Consider the following 20588-nt stretch of genomic DNA (forward strand, 5'->3'; position numbering starts at 1 on the left):
AACCACTTTTAATGATAGCACACTTATATAAAAATGTCAAATTTTATATAATAACATAACGTTTATATTCGAGTCAATAATATGGAGTGCTTTTTTTTATGTTTTTTTGAACATATTTATCCCGCATTAACGGGCGATAAGACCCCCATCTCAAAATTTAGAAAAAGCAAAGAAGTTAGGTGGGGGTCGGGCTGATTAAAGTTTCACTTTATAGTGATTTTTTTAGAAAAATAGTACATGTGAGAAAGAAGGCATATCCACTTATTTTTAAGCATAAAATGTAAAAGCGCTAATACAATATACCTAAATCCGTTCTTTGCAAAGGAGGGAGAGAAGGTGGGGCGCACAATAAAAATTGATATTACAAATAAAGTTGTAGCTAAATTTAGACCAAATTATTTGGAATTATATACGAGTAAATTTATGATAGGTAAGTTTTATGTCTATACTGAAGATAAAAAATATGTGTTAGAAGACGGATATATATATGAGAATGGAAAGTTTTATCGCATCATAGATACGCACCGTGGCAATAATCAAGCGGCGGAGGGCTGCGATCTAGGATGGTGTTAACATGATTCGTGTGAAAGTTTTTGATGAAAGTCACGAAAAAGACTTAGAAGACGCTGTGAATGTGTTTTTGAAAAAGATTGATGATAGCAACTTTGTAGATATTAAGTATCAAGTTGGTGTTTCCATTAACGACGATGAAAACCAAATTTATTGTTTTTCAGCAATGATCGTTTATAAAGCATAAAAAAGAGCTGGCTCACCCAGCTCTTTTTTATGTTTTATGTTGGGACAACATGTGTCGGTAATACGTTCATAATAGATTGGGGTGTGCCTAATTTCTTTGTCGTTAAAAGAGGCTCCCCTGTTGCATGATTTTGAGCATCTTTACACATACCAAGGTGATAACGATCACCTAAAAATGGATCAATATAAAAACCGTTTTTGAATACTTTATCATTCGGATGTTTTTCATGATGAATATCAGAGCAGTTAATGCAATAGAACATAGCTTTCATCCCCTTTTTATTTTTGTTTGAAAAAAGTGAGTCGGTAGTCATTTCGCTCCTGAGGAAATGTTGAGGAGAAGAGAAATAACTACCTACTCAAATGGTGGGCATATTCCTTCTGATTTGTCATATCTCGCGTATTGTCCCTTGAGGGAAGGAGGAGAGACGAAGTACGCATGATATAAGTAAGGCGCTTCTCTCAAGATAAATGATGGAGTTTCATGTTGAGAGAAGTTTTTATTTTGTATTGCCTTTGTGAGTATATTATGAGGAAATGCTAAGAGGGTGTTTGTCCTGTTGAAAAAATGTTGAGAATTTCTCAACAGTAAAAGAATTAGCGTTGACATGAAACTGAAAGGTGTTATATTATCGAAGTATAACCAAAAGGTGTTATGTTATAACGCCGAGTAAAGGAGAATGAAAATGGAACAACAAAATACATTAAATGATATTAAACAAACAATCGTTTTTAACGCGTCTATTCAAAAGGTATGGAGTGTAGTATCAACTGCAGAAGGGATTGCGTCATGGTTTATGCCAAATGATTTTGTATTAGAGGTAGGACATGAATTTCATGTGCAATCACCATTTGGGCCATCACCATGTAAAGTGTTAGAGATTGATGAGCCAAACTATTTATCTTTCTCATGGGATACAGATGGCTGGGTTGTTTCATTTAATTTGAAAGACTTAGGAGATAACAAAACAGAATTTACGTTAATTCACGGCGGCTGGAAACATCCTGATGAAATTCTTCCGAAAGCAAATGCGAAGAGCTCTATTATTCGCGATAGAATGAGCGGTGGTTGGGTAGCAATTGTAAATGAAAAACTGAAAAAGGTTGTCGAAGGCTAAGTGTCCTCGTCAGCAGCGAAATATGATGTATTTCAAGCAATTGCTGATCCAACCCGCCGAGAAGTAATACGGTTATTAAGTGACAAAGAGTTACCGATTTCCAAAATAACGGATCATTTTCCGATGAGTCGTACTGCGGTTGTAAAGCACCTTCATATTCTTTCGGAAGCGAATTTAGTAAGTGGAAGAAAAAGCGGAAGAGAGAAGATATATCGTTTGCATCCAGAACCATTAGAAGAATTACAACAGTGGCTCTCATATTATGAACGTTTTTGGGATAATAAATTATCCATGCTGAAACATATTGTGGAGAATGAAGAATAAAAAAAGGATGACCAAAATGGTCATCCTTTTTATTGTTGCTCACTTGTTTGTGTAGCTGGCTTTAATAAAAGCCAACCGATAATTAATGTACATACTGCTAATACGAAAGTGCTCATATAAATAACGTGTACACTTGCAGCTAATGCGGATTGTGATTCAGTGGCTACACTTGCTGTAGTCCCGCCGTGTCCACTAGATACAAGATCAAGGTTTTTAATGCCGCGTGCATGAATCATCGTATTAAAGATTGTTCCAAAGATTGCAGCACCTAACGTTTGACTGAATGTATTAATAAATGTGTTTAAACCAACAGCTGTTCCGCGTGTATGAGCTGGTACGGCTGCTTGAATTGTTACCATGTAAATCGGTGTCACAAGCCCCATTCCTAAGCCGAATAATCCGACTGCTACATAAATAAGGAACGATGGTGAATTTGTTGATAGTGTAAATAATAAGAACGTAGCGACTGATAAAATGCTAGCTCCAAGTAAAATGATTTGTTTCGTTTTTAATTTGCCTACTAAGTTACCAGAGAAAATAGCGCCAAATGTCCACATAACAGGGATTGGCATTAAAATAAGTCCAGCTTCTGTAGCATTTTTCCCTAATACACCTTGGCTCCAAATTGGAAGGTACATTGTAATACTAATAATCATTGCGCCAGCAATAAGAGTTAATATATTTATCGTAGATAATGTACGGTTAGAGAAAAGTGCTAGCGGAATTAATGGTTCTGGAGATTTTTTCTCGATGAATAAGAAAATAATAAATGAAATAGCGGCAAAGATTAATAGGCCGATAATTGTCATGTCTCCCCAGTTTTGCTTACTGCTACCTGTTAATAATGCATATAGTAGAGCGATTGTACTTAATGAGAAGACTGTTGCACCAAGATAATCGATATGATGCTTAGCAGGTTTAATAGATTCTTTGTAGTAAATTGCAATCATTAAGCAAGCGATAATTCCGAATGGAACGTTTAGGAAGAAAATATAACGCCAAGAAAGAGAATCAACTAAAAATCCACCTACTAACGGTCCGATAACACCGGATACACCCCAAACGGCACTCATCCAACCTTGTGCTTTCGCGCGGTCTTTCGCTTCGCTATATAAGTCTCCAATAATCGTCATTGTGATTGGCATAACAGCACCAGCACCGATACCTTGAAGCGCGCGGAAGAAGATTAATTGTTCCATCGATGTAACGACTCCGCAAAGTGCAGAACCGACTAAAAAGATTGTAGCTCCGATCAGTAAAACTTTTTTACGGCCAAATAAATCAGCGAGCTTTCCGTATATTGGAGTCGAAACAGCTGTTGCAAGCATATAAATTGCATATACCCAACTAACAAGTTCGACGCCTGACAAATCACTCGTTATACGAGGGATTGCTGTACTAACAATCGTTTCTTCTACCGCAGAAAGAAACGTCATTAACATTAAAGACATCATGACTTTTTTTCTCATTTGTTTTCCCCTTACCCTTTTTTAAATATTCAACAATATAAAATATAAAGGTACTAAGGTAAATAAAGCAACAAAAAAGCAATGGAAAGTTACATGGAGCAGATATTTGTCGCTTCTTGTCGGCGAGTCGGTATATTTGGGAAATCGCTGATATAAGTTGTGGAATCGCTCATATAATTTCATGTACCTATAAAAAAAGAAACAGGAATCCCTGTTTCTTTTTTTAATACTGCATTTTCGCGTTTTCTCCAGCTGTCGTTCCGGCAATTCTACCAGTAACAAGGGCTGATGTAATATTATAGCCACCAGTATAACCATGAATATCAAGAACTTCTCCGCAGAAATATAAGCCGTTCGTAAATTTAGAAGACATTTCTTTCGGGTTAATTTCTTTCACGGATACACCGCCGCCAGTAACGAATGCTTTTTCAATTGACTGCGTACCATTTACATTCACAGTAAACTCTTTAAAGTCTTTCACAAGTGCACGAATCTTTTCGTGAGAAACTTGTCCAGCTTGTTCGCTACCGTCAATTTCATTTTTTTCTAATAAGAATAGGAAGTAACGTTCAGGGACATAACCTTTTAAAACGTTTTTAATTCCTTTTTTTGGATCTTCTTTCATTTGTTTCAGCATGCGCTGGAATAGTTGCTCACTATTTTCCTCTGGCAATGCATCAATACTCATTTGTATTGTATTCGTTTTAAACTTTTTCAGTGCTTTCACGACGAATTGACTACAGCGAAGAGCAGCAGGACCAGATAGGCCAAAATGAGTGAAGAGCATGTCCATTTTGTGAGAAATGATAACTTTTCCTTTCGGGTTTAATACGCTTAAGTTTATATCACGTAAAGCAAGACCTTGTAATGAGCGGTCACGTATAAACGGCTCGTTTGAAAGGATAGGTACTTCTGTTGGGAATAATTCTGTAATTGTATGACCCGCTTTTTCAGCCCAAGCATATCCGTCTCCAGTAGATCCGGTTTGAGGAACTGATTTTCCGCCAACAGCGATAACGACGTGATTTGTTTCTAACACTTCGCCTGTTTGCAGTATAACTGCTTTCGTTTGACCATTTTCATATTCAATCGTTTCAACAGGTGTATTTGTACGAATTTTTACACCTAAGTCTTTTAATCGTGTTAAAAGTGCGTCTACAACAGATTGTGCTTTGTTTGACACAGGGAACATGCGACCGTGGTCTTCTTCTTTCAATTTAACACCGAGATTTTCGAAGAATGTAATAATATCTTCATTATTAAAAATAGAAAAAGCGCTGTATAAGAAGCGACCGTTTCCTGGTATATGTTTAACAATTTCATCAAGTGGTAGACGGTTTGTTACGTTACAGCGTCCACCACCAGAAATTGCAAGTTTACGCCCAAGTTTATTTCCTTTATCAAGAAGTAAGACATTTGCGCCTTCTTCTGCAGCACCAATTGCAGCCATTAGCCCAGAAGGACCGCCGCCGATGACAATAACATCATAATGCATAATATATCGACCTCATTTTCTACATTTCCTGCTTAAAAGAATAGCATGTTTTCCCTTAAAAGAAAAATAGAGTGAAGTACTGCTTAATGAGAGAATTGTGGTACAATACAAAAGTTAGAGTTCAGCACTATCCTGCCATTTGTAGGCGATAAGACTAAAACCTCAAGATTTAGGAGAAGTAAATAGGGAGTCTGTTAGCCTGTAAATGCTCGAATGGTTCAACTAATAAGGAGTAGGAGAGAAGTCTCCAACTAATTATAGTTTCACTTTATGTAGATGTAGGAGGATTTTTGTATGTCCGATTCGAAATTTCTGCGCGGAACGCTTATTGTTACGCTAGGGACATTTTTAGTAAAGTTCTTAGGCATGATTTACGTCTTTCCGTTTCATGCATTAGTAGGAACAGAAGGCGGAACGCTCTATACATATGGATACATTCCATATACGATCTTTTTAAGTATCGCAACGGCAGGTGTGCCACTTGCTGTTTCAAAATTTGTTTCCAAATATAATGCGCTTGGCGATTATAAAACGAGCCGGAGAATGTTCCGCTCGGGAATGGTTATGATGATAGTAACAGGAGTTCTTTCGTTCCTAGTACTGTACATGACGGCGCCATTGTTTGCAGAAGCGATGCTTGGTAAACAAAGTATACACAATAATGTAGGAGAAGTTACGACGATTATTCGTCTTGTAAGTTTCGCACTTATTGTTGTACCAGCAGCGAGTTTAATTCGTGGTTATTTCCAAGGTCACCAGTCTATGGGACCAACTACCGTTTCACAAATTATTGAACAAATTATTCGTATCGTCTTTTTATTAGCAGGTAGTTTTATCGTTATTAAAGTACTTGGCGGTACAGTTGCAACAGCAGTTGGAGTAGCGACATTTGCTGCGCTCGTTTCAGCGGTTGGAGCACTCGGTGTGTTAATTTGGTACTGGTTAAAACGTAAAAAATATTTGGATCAATATTTAATTGAACAAACTGTACCAGAATCAACAGTAAGCACCGTTCAATTGTTTAAAGAGTTATTTGCATATGCGATTCCTTACGTTGTAATTGGGTTAACAATTCCTTTATATCAACAAATTGATACATTGACATTTAACTCAATTATGCAGGCGATTGGTCAAGGTGATATCGCAGAGCGAGCTCTCGGTATTTTCACAATGTGGACGCATAAGTTAATTATGATTCCTGTATCACTTGCAACAGCGTTTAGTTTAACGCTTGTACCAGCAATTACAAAATCATTTACTGAAAAACAATACCGTTATTTGAAATTACAAATTACACAAACATTCCAGGCGAATATGTTTTTAACATTGCCAGCAGTTGTCGGTATTTCTTCACTGGCATATCCAATTTATACTGCGTTTTACGATTCAGATCCACTAGGTGGACAAGTGTTAATGTGGTATGCACCAGTTGCGTTGTTATTCGCTTTATTTACAGTAACAGCGGCAATCCTGCAAGGTATTAACCAGCAGAAGCATGCGATTATTGCGCTTATAATGGGCGTTATTTTGAAATTTGTATGTAACGTAATCTTTATTCGTTATTTCGGTACAGTAGGAGCAATTCTAGCAACAGCAGTTGGTTTCTTAGCTTCTGTTTGGTACACAAATCAACAAATTAAAAAATACGCACACTATTCATTCGGTGTTGTATATAAAAGAACATTCCAAATTGCAGTACTAACACTTATAATGGTCGTTGCTGTAAAACTATCACAATGGCTTCTATCCTTCATGATTTCGCCTGATGGCCGTATGGGTGCTCTTATAACAGTTGCGATTTGTGCAGGTATTGGCGGTCTTGTTTACGGATTGTTAGCAATTCGCACAGGAGTACTTGAAAGAGTATTTGGCGGAGAAGCATTAGATAAAATTCAACGTAAACTTGGTAGTAGATTTAAAATAAAGTTGAAATCAAGAGGGGCGTAATTACGTCCCCTTTTCTATGATAAATAAAGAAGGTGAAAAACGTGAGATTAGATAAATTATTAGCAAATATGGGATATGGAAGTAGAAAAGAAGTAAAGAAATTATTGAAAGATGGCGTTGTGAAAATTGATGGAACGCCAGTAAAAGATGCGAAAGTTCATGTAAATGTAGAAGAGCAAGAAGTTATGATTCACGGTGAAGTTGTGGAATACAAAGAATTTGTTTACTTAATGATGCATAAACCACAAGGTGTTATTTCAGCGACGGAAGATGATAATCATGAAACAGTAATAGATTTATTAGAATTAGAAGATGCAATCTTTGATCCGTTCCCAGTTGGACGACTTGATATCGATACGGAAGGTTTCTTATTGATAACAAATGATGGGAAGCTATCACATCAATTATTATCTCCGAAAAAGCATGTGCCGAAAAAATATTATGCACACGTTGCAGGAGTAGTAACAGAAGAGGATGTAAAAGAGTTTGCTAAAGGTGTTATTTTAGATGATGGCTATGAAACAAAGCCAGGTGCACTTACAATATTGAAAAGCGATGATATTTCTGAAATTGAGCTTGTGATTACGGAAGGGAAATTCCATCAAGTGAAGCGTATGTTTGAAGCGGTAGGGAAAAAAGTAGTCTACCTAAAGAGAACAGAGATGGGTCCGTTAGTATTAGATGAAGAACTAGAACTTGGACAATACCGAGAGCTAACAGATGAAGAAGTAGAAATGTTAAAAACATATCAAGTAGATACTGAAAAGTAGTACCTTTATAGGCGCAAAAGACCCCTTTCTAATTATTAGAAAGGGGTATGTATTTATTTACATACAATTATTTTTCATTATGAGGTCATTCTCACTTTCTTTCCTGTTGTTGTCCACTTACCGCGGCAAGGGCTATACACGAGTTCATTAAACTGCAACACATTTAGATCACGTTGTATCGTTCGCGGTGTGATCCCGAACGCATCTACAAGGTCTTTCGTCGTTACCGTTCCGTTTTCATTGATGTACATATAAATTGATTTAATGCGTGTTAGCATACGAGTAGTTGTAGGTTTCAAGAGAAAACCACTCCTCTACTAGTTTTTTTGACCCCATTCAGGAAAGAAGGTCGTTACTACCATTGTACTCTACATGATAAAATTCATGCTTTAATCTACTTAAATTTTACAGAAATTTAACAAATATTCATATAGAAAAATATTGGTAGTTGACATTGTATATATGGTCAGTCAACTAACACATAAAATTCTACGTAAACCGCCAAATTCCTGCAAATTTTTTTGAAAAAATAAAAGAAAAACTAATGAGAAATATCTGAAATATTACAATTGTTCGGTATTTAGTTTTCGTGTATGGCATAAGAGATTTCGGTTTGTTATGATGAAAGAAACAATATAGTGAAGGATGGATGCGTGATGTCAGCAATTAATTGGACAGAAGAAGTTGCGAAACGAAAAGATGATTTAATTCGTGATACACAACAATTTTTACAAATTAAAAGTGTATGGGAAGAAGAATTGGCGAAAGAGGGCGCACCATTCGGTGAAGGTGTAGAAAAAGCTTTATCTTTCATGTTACATAAAGGAGAAACTGAAGGTTTTACTTCTAAAAATTTAGAAGGATATGCAGGTCATCTTGAAATGGGGCAAGGAGAAGAGTTAGTAGGCATTCTTTGTCACGTTGACGTTGTACCAGAAGGCGATGGCTGGACGACTCCTGCATATAGTGCAGATATTCGCGACGGAAAGATTTTTGCACGTGGTGCAATTGACGATAAAGGCCCAACGATGGCAGCATATTATGCGATGAAAATTGTGAAGGAATTAGGCTTACCTCTTTCCAAACGTGTTCGTATGATTATAGGAACAGATGAGGAAAGCAATTGGAAATGTGTAGATCACTACTTTAAAAACGAAGAAATGCCAACAATCGGTTTTGCGCCAGACGCGGATTTTCCAATTATTAATGCAGAAAAAGGAATTTCTGATATACAAGTTGTGCAAAATGGTAGTGAAGAGAAAAAAGGTACATATGAACTTGTTTCATTTGATTCAGGGCGCCGTTTAAATATGGTTCCTGATTTTGCAGAAGCGGTTATTACAGGAGAAGATGTAAATGCACTTACAGTAGCATATGAAGAGTATTTACAAACTGCTAAAAAAATAGGGAAATCGACTATAGAAGGAAATGCAGTGACGGTGCAAATAGAAGGAATTTCAGCGCACGGATCTACTCCTGAAAAAGGAGAAAATGCAGGTTTATTATTAGCAAACTTCTTAACTACAGTTTCACTTGATGGAAAAGCAACTGCATTTGCGACATTTACAACAGAAACATTTACTGGTGATATTTTTGGTGAAAAAGCTACTATTGCTTATAAAGATGAAATTAGCGGTCCGTTAACAGTGAATGTCGGTCGCATTTCTTATACGAAAGAAAACGGTGGTAACTTAGGGCTAAACGTACGTTACCCAGTTACAACTAACTTTGAAGAAACAATTGTGAAGTTGAAAGAATATGTTGGTGCGCATGGTTTTGAAGTGGCTGACTATTCTAATTCTCGCCCACATCACGTCGATAAAGATCACGTATTAATCCGTACGTTACAACGTGTGTATGAAGAACAAACAGGTGAAAAAGCAGAACTATTAGCAATCGGCGGCGGTACTTATGCTCGTTCATTAAAAGCTGGTGTGGCATTTGGCCCGCTATTCCCTGGAAAAGAAGAACTTGCGCATCAAAAAGATGAGTATATCGAAATTGAAGACTTATTAAAAGCAACAGCAATTTACGCGCAAGCAATTCATGAATTAGCGAAGTAATGGATATATAAATAATGTCCGCTCTCTATTTTGGAGAGCGGCTTCTTTTTACCTGAATGAGATAAGAAAGAAAAGCAACAATAGAAAGAAGGAGAAGATGTACATGGAACTGCATTATTTTGTCGCAATTACGTTACCGAATCATATAAAAGAAATGCTGTCTAACTATAAAGAGGACATGCAAGAGGAATTACAATTTCGTTCATGGGTACATAAAGAAGACTATCATATTACCCTTTCATTTTTAGGGAGTGCAACGGAGGAACAGTTAGAGGGAATAAAGAATGGATTACAAACAATTGCAGAAACAAAAGAACTATCCTTCACGTTACAAGGTTTTTCAACGTTTGGTAGGGAAGATCAGCCTCGTATTTTTTGGGCGAAGGTAAGTGAGAATCACCATTTGTTTCAGTTGCAAAAGCAAGTACATGCCATTTGTGAAGAAAATGGATTTTCTCTAGAAACACGCCCGTATCACCCGCATATTACCGTTGCTCGTAAATGGATAGGAGAAGAAAAGTTTCGTTTAGAAAGTATAAAAGAAGTGCCTGAAATATCATTTCAAGCAGATACAATTACTTTATACGAATCCCACGTGAAAGAAACCCCGAAGTATAAATCGATTGCTGAAATAAAATTACAAAAATAGAATGTTGAAAACGTTTTTTATGCAGGTGAATATACTATAGAGAAGAATGGAGTTACTGTATAGAGTCTTGTTGATAAGAAAAGCCTTATCATTTGCAGCTCATTTTATCTCGCCTAATTGGTGAAGGCTAATAATAAGTGAGGATGGAAAAATTTTCTCGCTCATTAAAGTTTCACTTTATTTTAACTTTGAGAATGATGGTGATTTTTTTATGTTGAAAGTAAAACGTCCATTTGATGCCTATTTAGATGAAATGAATAAAATTACAATTTTGCTCCCACATGCGTATGGAACAAGTCGGACATTTCGTTTGCAAGAAGGAAGTAATGTGAAAGATTTACCGATTGCTCATACTATTGCGCTTCCAGATGCAACAAAGTATGAGTGCTTTATAGAAGAGCCGCTAGATGTGGGGAAGTATTATACAGTACGAGATGAACGGAATGAAGAAACTGATTTACAAATAGGTGCTGTTATTCGAACAAAAATTTTCGATGAAAAGTATTATTACGAAGGTACAGATTTAGGTGCTGTGTATCAAAAACAAGAAACGACATTTAAAGTATGGGCCCCAACTGCAAGGCTTGCGAAAGTAAGAATTTATAAGAGCGATAAAGAATATACCGATCATGAAATGTACAGGGGAGAAAACGGAGTTTGGATTCAAACATTACAAGGTGATTTAGACGGAGCACGCTATACATTTCTTGTTTGTATTAATTTAATATGGAACGAAGCGGTGGATCCTTACGCAAAGTCAGTGACTGTAAATGGAAAGTATGGCATTGTTATCGATTTAGAAAAGACGACTGTAACGAAACGAGAGCAATTACCACCATTACAAGCAATGACAGATGCCATATTGTATGAATTGCATATTCGTGATGCTACTATTCATCCGAACAGTGGAGTGAGTAAAAAAGGGATGTATAAAGGGCTAATGGAAGAAGGAACAACAGGACGAAATGGGACATTGACAGGTTTGTCTCATATAAAAGATTTAGGCGTTACGCATGTTGAATTATTGCCTTTATATTGTTTCGGTGGTGTGGATGAGGCGAATCCTTCTTCTGCCTATAATTGGGGGTACAATCCATTATATTACAATGCACCAACAGGATATTATGCTACAAACCCCTCTGATCCGTATAACAGGATAGTTGAGTGCAAACAACTAATTGAAACATTTCATGAACAAGGTATTAGGGTGATTATAGATGTTGTATATAATCATGTTTATGAAAGAGAGCTATCATCATTTGAGAAGCTTGTTCCAGGATATTATTTTCGTCATGGTGAAGATGGTATGCCTTCTAATGGGACGGGAGTCGGAAATGATATAGCGTCTGAACGGAAAATGATGAGGAAATTCATTGTAGAGTCTATTTTATATTGGCTTACTGAATACAATGTCGATGGATTCCGATTCGACTTAATGGGAATTTTAGATATTGATACAATGAATATGATAGAGAAAGAAGTGCGAAACATAAAACGAGATGCTTTGTTATTAGGAGAAGGGTGGGATTTACAAACACCGCTTCCTCTTGAGGAAAAAGCAACGTTAAATAATGCGAAGAAAATGCCACATATCGCACAGTTTAATGATCAATTTCGTGATGGGATAAAAGGGAGTACATTTCATATAAATAAGCGTGGTTTTGCATTTGGTGGGCATGTAGACTGTAATCATTTGCAGTATATTGCAGCAGGAAGTCTTTTAAGTATGAAAGAAACAGGGCTGTTTTTAGAGCCGGCGCAAAGCATTAACTATGTAGAATGTCATGATAATATGACGATGTGGGATAAACTAGTGCGCAGTAATGAAGAATCAGAAACGATTTTGAAAAAACGACACCTATTAGCGAGCGCAATGGTTATTCTTTCACAAGGCATTCCTTTCTTACACGCAGGGCAAGAGTTTTATCGTACGAAGAAAGGAAATGAAAATAGTTATAATGCAAATGATGAGATCAATCAATTAGATTGGGATCAAAAAGAGAAAGAGATAGAAACCGTTAACTATATAAAAGGTTTAATTGCGATTCGTAAAGAGCATGGGGCATTCCGATTACAAAATGCAGACCTTATAAAAAAACATATGACTTTTTTACAAACATCTACAGAAGTACTTGCATATCACCTAGAGCATGCAGAATCGTTTGGGCCGTGGAAAGAGATTATCGTCTTATTTAATAGCGGTTTAGAAGCTAAAACTGTGCAACTTCCGAAAGAAGCAACGTGGCATGTGTTAGTAAACGAAAACGAAGCGAAAATAGAGCCAATTTCTTCATTTAGAGGAAAGGAACTTAGGCTCGCTCCAATTAGCACGTATATATTGACGATAATGTGACAAATCGCTACTTGACGATGAGAATGTAATAAATGTAGAATTGACAAAGGTGACGATTTTGATAAGTTGTCATTCTATGACAGGTTTTGTAAAATAAAATAGAGGATTTTTGGCTTAGGCTAATTTTTCTTTTCATTTACAGTAAAATATATGAATCCACAACATGTGTAGAAATGTTGCGGTTTTTCTTTTCATAACTATAAAAGATAAGGATTTGTTAACGGGTAATGAATATGGAATGGTTGGAACAATTATTAGGAAAAGAGTGGAGTCTTGTACCGGCTGGTGGAGTAACGGGCGATGCATATATTGCGCAAAACGGACAACAGAAGTTATTTTTAAAGCGGAATACATCGCCCTTTTTAGCGGTATTGTCAGCAGAAGGAATTGTTCCAAAATTACTTTGGACAAGAAGGGTAACGAATGGTGATGTAATTTCTGCTCAAAAATGGCTTCCGGGACAGAAGCTAGAGCCAGAGGATATGAAACTAGAACGTGTTGCGAAACTTTTGAAGAAAATACACTCCTCTAAAGCGCTTGTACAGATGATTCAAAGACTTGGGAAGCAGCCGCTTCACGCACAAGAGTTATTACAACAACTGCAACTCGTTTTAAGAGGAGATATAAGGGATGATGAAACAATTCAGCAAGGCCTTCAATATTTAATGGATTCATTAAAAGCTATTGAATACAATGAATTCGTTGTATGCCATTGTGATGTAAACCATAACAACTGGCTATTGTCGGATGAAGATGAATTGTTTTTAATTGATTGGGATGGAGCTGTAATTGCTGACCCAGCTCTAGACCTCGGTATGTTATTATATTGGTACATTCCGCGCCAGGATTGGAGTGAGTGGCTCGGTTATTATGATATTGAAATGGATGAATCGCTGCTTAGGCGTATGAGATGGTATGTGATAGCACAAACGATTTTGTCTATTCAATGGCATACAACAAAAAAACAGCAAGCAGAAGCTGAATATTGGCATCAATATTTACAGCAACTACTTGCTTCAGAATAATACTTAAGAAAAATTGTCCATTCCAGCAATCCACTGAGTAAGTTGTTCTTGATTATTGGAAATATGGTTGTCCAAATTAGAGGAAGATTTACCCGATTGACTATAAGAATATACATCGTTTAGCATTGTTTTAGCGTCACTACTTATATTATCGTTTGCGAGTAACGATTGAATGAGGCGCTCTAATTGCTCGCATTCTGAAACTGTCCCGCAGCAATCACTTTGGTGGTTGACTAAAATATCTTTCAGCACTTCTAATTGATGTTGTTGATTAATTGGCATGAACGGATCATCCTTTCGATTGTTTTTCTCTTCAAATGTAAGAGAAAAAGCTGTTTCGTCATGGAATGTTTAATGCTGTATGTAGTTTTTATCAAAATGGTACATCTTATACTTGAAAGAAACGGACCGAGTGCTCGTACGTACTTGGTTTTTTGTTTGGTAGATTGATTAAAAACAGAGAGAAGGAATTATTCCTTTAAAATAGCTATGTAAAGAGAGGGAAACATCTATGCGTTTAAGACATAAACCGTATGCAATGGATCGAATTAATGAATATTCACATATCGTAATCGGAAACCCAGAGGAGCGCGCTGGTAGCTGGAAAGAAGTATTTGGAAACGAACAACCAATTCATATTGAAGTAGGTACAGGTCGTGGCCGCTTCATGTATGATATGGCAAAAGCGAATCCACATATTAATTATATTGGAATTGAAAAATTCACAAGTGTTGTTGTAGATGCACTTGATAAATTAATTGAAGAAGAATTACCAAACTTAAAGTTAATTAATAAAGATGCTGAAGATTTAACAGTTTTCTTTGCAAAAGGTGAAATTGATCGCGTTTATTTAAACTTCTCAGATCCATGGCCAAAGAAACGTCATACGAAGCGTCGTTTAACGTATAAAACATTTTTACGTAATTACGAAGAAGTGTTAGTAGAAGGCGGAGAAATTCATTTCAAAACAGATAACCAAGGTCTATTTGAATATTCTCTTATGAGTATGGCTGAGTATGGTATGTTACTAACGTACTTAAGCTTAGATCTTCATAACAGCGACTTTGAAGGTAACATCATGACTGAATACGAAGAGAAATTCTCTAGTAAAGGTCATCGTATTTACCGAGTTGAAGCAAAATATCGTACAGAGCCTATGCAGTAATGCATAGTTTTTTTTACATCTAAAATAATCAGAATTTTATGTTAAGATTAATTGAAAGGGGGATGTGTAATGGAACAGTTACAAATTGGAGATATAAAAGTAACGTGGTTAAAAGGCGGGAATACACATTTAGACGGGGGAGCGATGTTTGGTGTTGTGCCGAAAGTACTTTGGTCACGTAAGTATAAACATAATGATACAAATCATATTTATTTACGAACAGATCCGTTACTTTTGCAAACGAAAGACGGAAATATGCTCATTGATTCCGGAATAGGAAACGGTAAATTGAATGAGAAGATGAAGCGGAATCAAGGTGTAACAGAAGAATCATCGGTTTATGAATCATTAGAAAAACTAGGATTAAAGCCAGAAGATATTCACTATGTTTTAATGACGCACCTTCATTTTGATCATGCATCTGGTTTAACAAAATGGGAAGGTGATCACCTTGTACCTGCGTTTCCAAATGCGAAAGTTTACGTAAGTGAAACAGAATGGAATGAAATGAGGAACCCAAATATTAGATCCCGTAATACATATTGGAAGGAAAATTGGGAGCCGATTGTAGATCAAGTTGTTACGTTCCAGCAAGAAATAGAAATTACAGATGAAATAAAAATGGTGCATACAGGTGGTCATAGTGATGGACATGCAGTTATTGCTTTAGAAAGCCATGGGGAAACGATGCTTCATTTAGCAGACCTATTACCGACGCACGCACATCAAAATGTATTATGGGTAATGGCATACGACGATTATCCGATGACCTCGATTGAAAATAAACAAAAGTGGATGAAGTATGGTGCTGAAAAAGAGGCATGGTTTACGTTTTACCATGACGCATATTATCGCGCTGTGAAGTGGAATGAGGAAGGGCATATCGTAGAAAAAGTAGAACGGAAAACGAGTATAGAAGCATAAAAATAGGAGGTTGTTCCATCATATTTATTGGAGCAGCCTCTTTTTTATTGTCGGGTTTTGTCGGTAAGTCGATATATTTAAACAAACGCTGATATAAATTGAGTTGCGCTGATATAATTTTAATCAATACCCGCAATTTCAAAAAAAATAAGAGGTTCACCTAATGGGAACCCTCCTTTTTATGCTGCTATAACCTCTAAAACAGTACCTGTTTTAGCATCAACTAAAAATTCAAATCGTTCTTGTATATCATTTAACATTGTTGTAAGACCGCCGCGATAAACTTCATATGCGACATCATATTTTTCAAATGTCTCTGGAACCATATGTACCCAAGAGCCAGTAATTTCACCTTTATGACTTAATGCTTGTTTCACCATTTTCAATGCTTTTTCTGAAGAAATATGGGATTGTTCTTGTACTTTGTTTGCAACGAGATAACCAGCTGCGAACCCAACGCCAAGACCTGCTACTAAACCTTTCCAGCTCATATATTCACCTCAATTCTATAAAATAAAAATAGTGTACCGATAATAATTATAAAGCAAATACAGCCAAAAAAGAAGAAACTAGAAACATTTCGAAAATTTCGTTACAATAAAAGAGGTATTCTACTAAGGTTTGAAAGAAGGGGACTTCGTGAATAAAGAGACATTACAATTATTTCGTACGTTAACAGAATTACAAGGTGCATCAGGTTTTGAACATGATGTACGCCGTTTTATGAAACAAGAATTAAGCAAATATGCGGATGAAATTGTACAAGACGGTTTAGGTAGCGTATTTGGTCTGAAAAAAGGGGACGAAACTGGCCCGCGTGTTCTTGTAGCAGGTCATATGGATGAAGTAGGTTTCATGATTACGCAAATTACGAAAAACGGAATGCTTCGTTTTCAAACGTTAGGCGGATGGTGGAGTCAAGTTTTATTAGCACAGCGTGTACAAGTTATGACGAAGAATGGTCCTGTTATTGGGGTTGTTGGTTCTATTCCTCCTCATTTATTAAGTGACGCGCAACGTGCAAAACCGATGGATATAAAAAATATGTTAATTGATATAGGTGCAGATAGTTATGAAGATGCGATTGAAATTGGTGTAAAACCAGGACAACAAATCGTGCCGATTTGCCCATTCACACCGATGGCAAATGAGAAGAAAATTATGGCGAAAGCTTGGGACAACCGTTACGGATGTGGTCTTGCAATCGAATTGTTAAAAGAATTAAAAGATGAAACATTACCAAATACATTATATTCTGGTGCTACTGTACAAGAAGAAGTAGGTCTCCGCGGAGCGCAAACAGCTGCAAATATGATTCAACCAGACATTTTTTATGCGCTTGATGCAAGTCCAGCAAACGATGCATCTGGTGACAAAACGCAGTTCGGTCAATTAGGAAAAGGTGCTCTTCTTCGTATTTATGATCGCACGATGGTAACACATAGAGGAATGCGCGAATTCATTTTAGATACAGCAGAAACAAACAATATTCCGTACCAATACTTTATTTCAAAAGGTGGTACAGATGCGGGCCGTGTACATACAAGTAACTCTGGTATCCCATCAGCAGTAATTGGTGTTTGTGCACGCTACGTTCATACACATGCTTCAATTTTACATGTTGATGATTATGCAGCGGCGAAAGAATTAATTACGAAGCTTGTAAGAACAACAGATAAAACGACGTTAGAGACAATTAAGAATAACGCGTAGAGAAGAAGGGCGAAAAACCCTTCTTTTTTTAGGTTGAATAGATGACCCAGCGATGAGTGGTGGCGGTTAGTGCCTAATGGGTGCTCGAATGATGTGTGAAGACCGCGCGTAGGAAGAAAGAGGAAGCCTGTTTTTGTGTCTAGGACCAGTAATATTGTGGAAAGCCACCTTCTTTTATAGGTAGAAGGGATTCCCTGGTGGTATGTGATAGTGGTTGGTACTTAATTCGTGCCGAAGCGGATATTAGAATAGAATGAAGAATTTTTATAGAGGTGAACGAAATGAAAGTAGTAGTTGGATCAAAGAATAAAACGAAGGTTGGGGCTGTGGAGAAGGTTTGGAAAGATGCTGAAATTACATCTCTTTCTGTTCCGTCAGGAGTATCAGCTCAGCCTTTCTCAGATGAAGAGACGATGCAAGGAGCGATTAATAGAGCGAAGCGAGCGCTAGAGGACGGAGAAGCTCCAATTGGTATTGGGCTAGAAGGTGGCGTAATGAAAACGGAGCACGGTTTATTTATGTGTAACTGGGGCGCGCTAGCAACAAGTGATGGGAAAGTATTTGTGGCCGGAGGAGCGCGTATTACGTTACCAGACGATTTTTTAGCACCTCTTGAAGATGGTAAGGAATTAAGCGAAGTGATGGAAGAGTTTGTGCAGCGAAAAGATATTCGTAGTCACGAAGGTGCGATCGGTATTTTTACAGAGGATTATGTCGATCGTACGGAATTATTTGTACACGTTGTTAAGTTGTTAGTTGGGCAATATAAGTATGACAAAAAGCAAGCATAAACCTTGCACCGTGCGCGATGTATGGTAGTATAAAAGAAAGATTATAACATGAAAAATGCACCCGTTAGAGGAGGAAATATAGATGAAGTCATTAGAAAGCATGGAGCAATTCCAACAGTTAAAAAATGAAGAGAATGTAGTCTTTATGTTCTCAGCAGAATGGTGCCCAGACTGCCGCTTTGTAGACCCATTTATGCCAGAAGTAGAAGAGAAATATAGTGATTTCTCATTTTACTATGTAGATCGCGATGAGTTTATTGATTTATGTGTAAAATTAGACGTATTTGGCATTCCGAGCTTTGTAGCGTACAATAAAGGTGAAGAAACTGGTCGCTATGTAAACAAAGATCGTAAAACACAAGAACAAATCGAAGAGTTCATTGAAGGTTTAAAATAAGGCAATTTGCCAATTGAATTGTAAAACAACCTCTACCTTCGCGGGGGAGGTTATTTTTTTGGAAGGGAGGAAAAAGAGATGAAGATGACAAGTAAAAAGATGAAAGATGAGTTAATAAAGAAATTATCTCGCCCAGAATGGGACTTTCAGTATGATAGTGAGAAAGAAGTTTTACGTATTGAACAAAAAGACTCCAAAAAAGGTATTAACGTATCGCTTCCAGGAGTTGTGGCAAAATGGGAAGTGAACAAAGAAAAGGCAATTGAAGAAGTTGCTTATTACGTACAAGAAGCGCTAATTGCGATGCATAAAGAAGAAAATAGCGGAGCGAAAATTTTACCTGTTATTCGCTCTACTTCTTTCCCGAAACAAGCAGAAGAAGGAAATCCGTTTATTATGACGGATCATACGGCGGAAACACGTATTTACTATGCGTTAGATTCGAATAAAACGTATCGACTAATTGACGAGCGTCTATTAAAAAAATTAGAACTTACAGAACAGCAAGTGCGTGAAATGGCATTATTCAACGCACGCTCATTAGGTTATGAATTTAAACAAGACACAGTAGCGGGTAATACATTCTACTTTTTAAACACAAATGATGGGTATGACGCGACTCGTATTTTAAACGAATCGTTACTACAATCGATGCGTGAAAAGATTTCTGGTGACATGGTTGTTGCTGTTCCTCACCAAGATGTATTAATTATTGCTGATATCGTCAACGAAATCGGTTATGATATTATTGCACAAATGACAATGAAATTTTTTGCCGAAGGGCATGTTCCGATTACATCACTTTCATTCGTATATGAAGATGGAGAATTTGAACCAATCTTTATTTTAGCGAAAAATCGGAAGAAGACAGATGGAAAAGAGAAAGGATGAACGAAGTGAACGTTTTTTACAACCTTGAAGGAATTGGTGACACTTTAATTGTTGCCTTACAAGATATTACTTTAGAGAACCGTACTTTTGATCGCAAAGGAGATGTTGCACGCGTATACGATCGTGAAAGCAACGAGACAGCAGGATTCAACATCTTTAATGCATCTTCTTACTTAGAAGTAAAAGAAACAGGCAACCTTACATTAACGAAAGAGCTTGTAGAGAAAATCAACGAAATTTTAGCGAAGAATGGCTTTGAAGAAACAGTAGAAGCAGATCTTTCTCCAAAATTTGTTGTAGGCTATGTAGCTGAAAAAGAAAAGCATCCAAATGCTGATAAGCTAAACATCTGTAAAGTAGAAATCGGTACAGAAACACTACAAATCGTATGTGGTGTACCAAACGTTGATGCAGGACAAAAAGTTGTCGTTGCAAAAATTGGTGCTGTAATGCCAAGCGGTATGTTAATTAAACCAGCAGAACTTCGCGGTGTTCCTTCTTCTGGAATGATCTGCTCTGCACGTGAATTAGAGCTTCCAGACGCTCCACAAGAAAAAGGTATTCTTGTATTAGAAAATAGCTTTGAAGTTGGACAAGAGTTCAAATTTTAATTGATATAAGAAAAGAGAGGTTGTCCTTTTGGACAATGGTATTATCCCCTATAGGTAGACAGTAAAAAAAGAGTCCATCTGATATGATGGACTCAATACTGTTTTATCTGGAGGGGATTTTTTTATG

At 36.9% G+C, this 20588-nt stretch carries 23 protein-coding genes; 17 read left to right on the forward strand and 6 right to left on the reverse strand.

The features are described from left to right. Positions 1-336 precede the first annotated feature (336 nt). The gene (locus MR169_RS06995; RefSeq protein WP_000533804.1) at positions 337-573 is read left to right on the forward strand and encodes a DUF2553 family protein; all 237 of its coding nucleotides are present in this window, start codon (positions 337-339) and stop codon (positions 571-573) included. A 1-nt stretch (position 574) separates the two neighbouring features. Beyond that, a complete protein-coding gene (locus MR169_RS07000) occupies positions 575-757 on the forward strand; it encodes a sporulation protein Cse60 (RefSeq protein ID WP_000621751.1) in 183 nt (60 codons plus the stop codon). Between the two features lie 34 nt (positions 758-791). Here MR169_RS07000 and MR169_RS07005 read toward each other — a convergent pair whose 3' ends face one another. Then, a complete protein-coding gene (locus tag MR169_RS07005; RefSeq protein WP_000498977.1) occupies positions 792-1019 on the reverse strand; it encodes a DUF3973 domain-containing protein in 228 nt (75 codons plus the stop codon). 423 nt (positions 1020-1442) lie between these two features. Between MR169_RS07005 and MR169_RS07010 the strand changes: the two genes are divergently transcribed. Then, positions 1443-1874, forward strand: coding sequence for an SRPBCC family protein (locus tag MR169_RS07010; RefSeq protein WP_000437770.1), 432 nt, complete (start codon positions 1443-1445; stop codon positions 1872-1874). Beyond that, positions 1875-2198, forward strand: a complete 324-nt coding sequence (locus tag MR169_RS07015) for an ArsR/SmtB family transcription factor (protein WP_000098837.1) — start codon at positions 1875-1877, stop codon at positions 2196-2198. A 29-nt stretch (positions 2199-2227) separates the two neighbouring features. Here MR169_RS07015 and MR169_RS07020 read toward each other — a convergent pair whose 3' ends face one another. Together MR169_RS07020 and MR169_RS07025 are read right to left on the reverse strand one after the other, a co-directional pair. Then, positions 2228-3667, reverse strand: a complete 1440-nt coding sequence (locus MR169_RS07020; RefSeq protein WP_242319157.1) for an MDR family MFS transporter — start codon at positions 3665-3667, stop codon at positions 2228-2230. Positions 3668-3890: 223 nt separating this feature from the next. After that, complete coding sequence (locus MR169_RS07025) at positions 3891-5162, reverse strand: BaiN/RdsA family NAD(P)/FAD-dependent oxidoreductase (RefSeq protein WP_000558862.1); 1272 nt, start codon at positions 5160-5162, stop codon at positions 3891-3893. 294 nt (positions 5163-5456) lie between these two features. Here MR169_RS07025 and MR169_RS07030 point away from each other — a divergent pair, with 294 nt between their 5' ends. Then, on the forward strand, positions 5457-7109 hold the full coding sequence (locus tag MR169_RS07030) for a putative polysaccharide biosynthesis protein (RefSeq protein WP_242319158.1): 1653 nt from the start codon (positions 5457-5459) through the stop codon (positions 7107-7109). 41 nt (positions 7110-7150) lie between these two features. Continuing rightward, positions 7151-7879, forward strand: coding sequence for a pseudouridine synthase (locus MR169_RS07035; protein ID WP_001234947.1), 729 nt, complete (start codon positions 7151-7153; stop codon positions 7877-7879). A 77-nt stretch (positions 7880-7956) separates the two neighbouring features. Here the strand turns inward: MR169_RS07035 and MR169_RS07040 are convergent, their stop codons facing one another. Further along, the gene (locus MR169_RS07040) at positions 7957-8178 is read right to left on the reverse strand and encodes a DeoR family transcriptional regulator (protein WP_242319159.1); all 222 of its coding nucleotides are present in this window, start codon (positions 8176-8178) and stop codon (positions 7957-7959) included. 357 nt (positions 8179-8535) lie between these two features. On the opposite strand from MR169_RS07040, the gene pepV reads away from it, so the two are divergent. The 4 genes from pepV (at position 8536) to MR169_RS07060 (ending at position 13969) form a co-directional block, all read left to right on the forward strand. Then, complete coding sequence (gene pepV, locus MR169_RS07045) at positions 8536-9942, forward strand: dipeptidase PepV (RefSeq protein ID WP_242319160.1); 1407 nt, start codon at positions 8536-8538, stop codon at positions 9940-9942. A gap of 103 nt (positions 9943-10045) precedes the next feature. Next, positions 10046-10591: an RNA 2',3'-cyclic phosphodiesterase gene (gene thpR / locus MR169_RS07050; RefSeq protein WP_000418985.1), complete on the forward strand. Its 546-nt coding sequence runs from the start codon at positions 10046-10048 to the stop codon at positions 10589-10591. A gap of 211 nt (positions 10592-10802) precedes the next feature. Continuing rightward, positions 10803-12944, forward strand: a complete 2142-nt coding sequence (gene pulA, locus MR169_RS07055; RefSeq protein WP_000921743.1) for a type I pullulanase — start codon at positions 10803-10805, stop codon at positions 12942-12944. Between the two features lie 227 nt (positions 12945-13171). Beyond that, positions 13172-13969 (forward strand): phosphotransferase, encoded by a 798-nt coding sequence (locus MR169_RS07060; protein WP_242319161.1) that lies wholly within the window; start codon positions 13172-13174, stop codon positions 13967-13969. A gap of 3 nt (positions 13970-13972) precedes the next feature. Here MR169_RS07060 and MR169_RS07065 read toward each other — a convergent pair whose 3' ends face one another. Further along, positions 13973-14251, reverse strand: coding sequence for a YtzH-like family protein (locus MR169_RS07065; protein ID WP_001122235.1), 279 nt, complete (start codon positions 14249-14251; stop codon positions 13973-13975). A 229-nt stretch (positions 14252-14480) separates the two neighbouring features. On the opposite strand from MR169_RS07065, the gene trmB reads away from it, so the two are divergent. Further along, positions 14481-15134 (forward strand): tRNA (guanosine(46)-N7)-methyltransferase TrmB, encoded by a 654-nt coding sequence (trmB, locus tag MR169_RS07070; RefSeq protein WP_001239385.1) that lies wholly within the window; start codon positions 14481-14483, stop codon positions 15132-15134. 69 nt (positions 15135-15203) lie between these two features. After that, the gene (locus MR169_RS07075) at positions 15204-16058 is read left to right on the forward strand and encodes a YtnP family quorum-quenching lactonase (protein ID WP_000436862.1); all 855 of its coding nucleotides are present in this window, start codon (positions 15204-15206) and stop codon (positions 16056-16058) included. 179 nt (positions 16059-16237) lie between these two features. Here MR169_RS07075 and MR169_RS07080 read toward each other — a convergent pair whose 3' ends face one another. Beyond that, positions 16238-16549 carry a PepSY domain-containing protein gene (locus MR169_RS07080; protein ID WP_000118543.1) on the reverse strand — a complete coding sequence of 104 codons (312 nt, stop codon included), beginning with the start codon at positions 16547-16549 and terminating at the stop codon, positions 16238-16240. A gap of 148 nt (positions 16550-16697) precedes the next feature. Between MR169_RS07080 and MR169_RS07085 the strand changes: the two genes are divergently transcribed. The 5 genes from MR169_RS07085 to ytpR all read left to right on the forward strand — a co-directional run bounded on the left by MR169_RS07085 (position 16698) and on the right by ytpR (position 20461). Then, a complete protein-coding gene (locus tag MR169_RS07085) occupies positions 16698-17771 on the forward strand; it encodes a M42 family metallopeptidase (RefSeq protein WP_242319162.1) in 1074 nt (357 codons plus the stop codon). 281 nt (positions 17772-18052) lie between these two features. Next, positions 18053-18562, forward strand: a complete 510-nt coding sequence (locus tag MR169_RS07090; RefSeq protein WP_000869938.1) for a DUF84 family protein — start codon at positions 18053-18055, stop codon at positions 18560-18562. Between the two features lie 82 nt (positions 18563-18644). Next, positions 18645-18959, forward strand: a complete 315-nt coding sequence (locus MR169_RS07095; RefSeq protein WP_000838193.1) for a thioredoxin family protein — start codon at positions 18645-18647, stop codon at positions 18957-18959. 78 nt (positions 18960-19037) lie between these two features. Continuing rightward, positions 19038-19850 carry a DUF1444 domain-containing protein gene (locus tag MR169_RS07100; protein ID WP_242319163.1) on the forward strand — a complete coding sequence of 271 codons (813 nt, stop codon included), beginning with the start codon at positions 19038-19040 and terminating at the stop codon, positions 19848-19850. Further along, a complete protein-coding gene (gene ytpR / locus MR169_RS07105) occupies positions 19847-20461 on the forward strand; it encodes a YtpR family tRNA-binding protein (RefSeq protein WP_242319164.1) in 615 nt (204 codons plus the stop codon). The genes MR169_RS07100 and ytpR overlap by 4 nt, the downstream gene beginning before the upstream one ends. Positions 20462-20588 lie beyond the last annotated feature (127 nt).

The sequence above is a fragment of the Bacillus cereus group sp. BfR-BA-01349 genome (genome assembly GCF_022663795.1).
GTDB lineage: Bacteria > Bacillota > Bacilli > Bacillales > Bacillaceae_G > Bacillus_A > Bacillus_A cereus.

Coding starts and splice junctions, on each gene's coding strand:
- MR169_RS07080 (WP_000118543.1), bottom strand. CDS start 16,549: ATGAGCTGGAAAGGTTTAGTAGCAGGTCTTGGCGTTGGGTTCGCAGCT.
- MR169_RS07010 (WP_000437770.1), top strand. CDS start 1,443: ATGGAACAACAAAATACATTAAATGATATTAAACAAACAATCGTTTTT.
- MR169_RS07075 (WP_000436862.1), top strand. CDS start 15,204: ATGGAACAGTTACAAATTGGAGATATAAAAGTAACGTGGTTAAAAGGC.
- MR169_RS07065 (WP_001122235.1), bottom strand. CDS start 14,251: ATGCCAATTAATCAACAACATCAATTAGAAGTGCTGAAAGATATTTTA.
- pulA (WP_000921743.1), top strand. CDS start 10,803: ATGTTGAAAGTAAAACGTCCATTTGATGCCTATTTAGATGAAATGAAT.
- pepV (WP_242319160.1), top strand. CDS start 8,536: ATGTCAGCAATTAATTGGACAGAAGAAGTTGCGAAACGAAAAGATGAT.
- MR169_RS07000 (WP_000621751.1), top strand. CDS start 575: ATGATTCGTGTGAAAGTTTTTGATGAAAGTCACGAAAAAGACTTAGAA.
- thpR (WP_000418985.1), top strand. CDS start 10,046: ATGGAACTGCATTATTTTGTCGCAATTACGTTACCGAATCATATAAAA.
- MR169_RS07100 (WP_242319163.1), top strand. CDS start 19,038: ATGAAGATGACAAGTAAAAAGATGAAAGATGAGTTAATAAAGAAATTA.
- ytpR (WP_242319164.1), top strand. CDS start 19,847: ATGAACGAAGTGAACGTTTTTTACAACCTTGAAGGAATTGGTGACACT.
- MR169_RS07025 (WP_000558862.1), bottom strand. CDS start 5,162: ATGCATTATGATGTTATTGTCATCGGCGGCGGTCCTTCTGGGCTAATG.
- MR169_RS07095 (WP_000838193.1), top strand. CDS start 18,645: ATGAAGTCATTAGAAAGCATGGAGCAATTCCAACAGTTAAAAAATGAA.
- MR169_RS07030 (WP_242319158.1), top strand. CDS start 5,457: ATGTCCGATTCGAAATTTCTGCGCGGAACGCTTATTGTTACGCTAGGG.
- MR169_RS07020 (WP_242319157.1), bottom strand. CDS start 3,667: ATGAGAAAAAAAGTCATGATGTCTTTAATGTTAATGACGTTTCTTTCT.
- trmB (WP_001239385.1), top strand. CDS start 14,481: ATGCGTTTAAGACATAAACCGTATGCAATGGATCGAATTAATGAATAT.
- MR169_RS07090 (WP_000869938.1), top strand. CDS start 18,053: ATGAAAGTAGTAGTTGGATCAAAGAATAAAACGAAGGTTGGGGCTGTG.
- MR169_RS07005 (WP_000498977.1), bottom strand. CDS start 1,019: ATGTTCTATTGCATTAACTGCTCTGATATTCATCATGAAAAACATCCG.
- MR169_RS07060 (WP_242319161.1), top strand. CDS start 13,172: ATGAATATGGAATGGTTGGAACAATTATTAGGAAAAGAGTGGAGTCTT.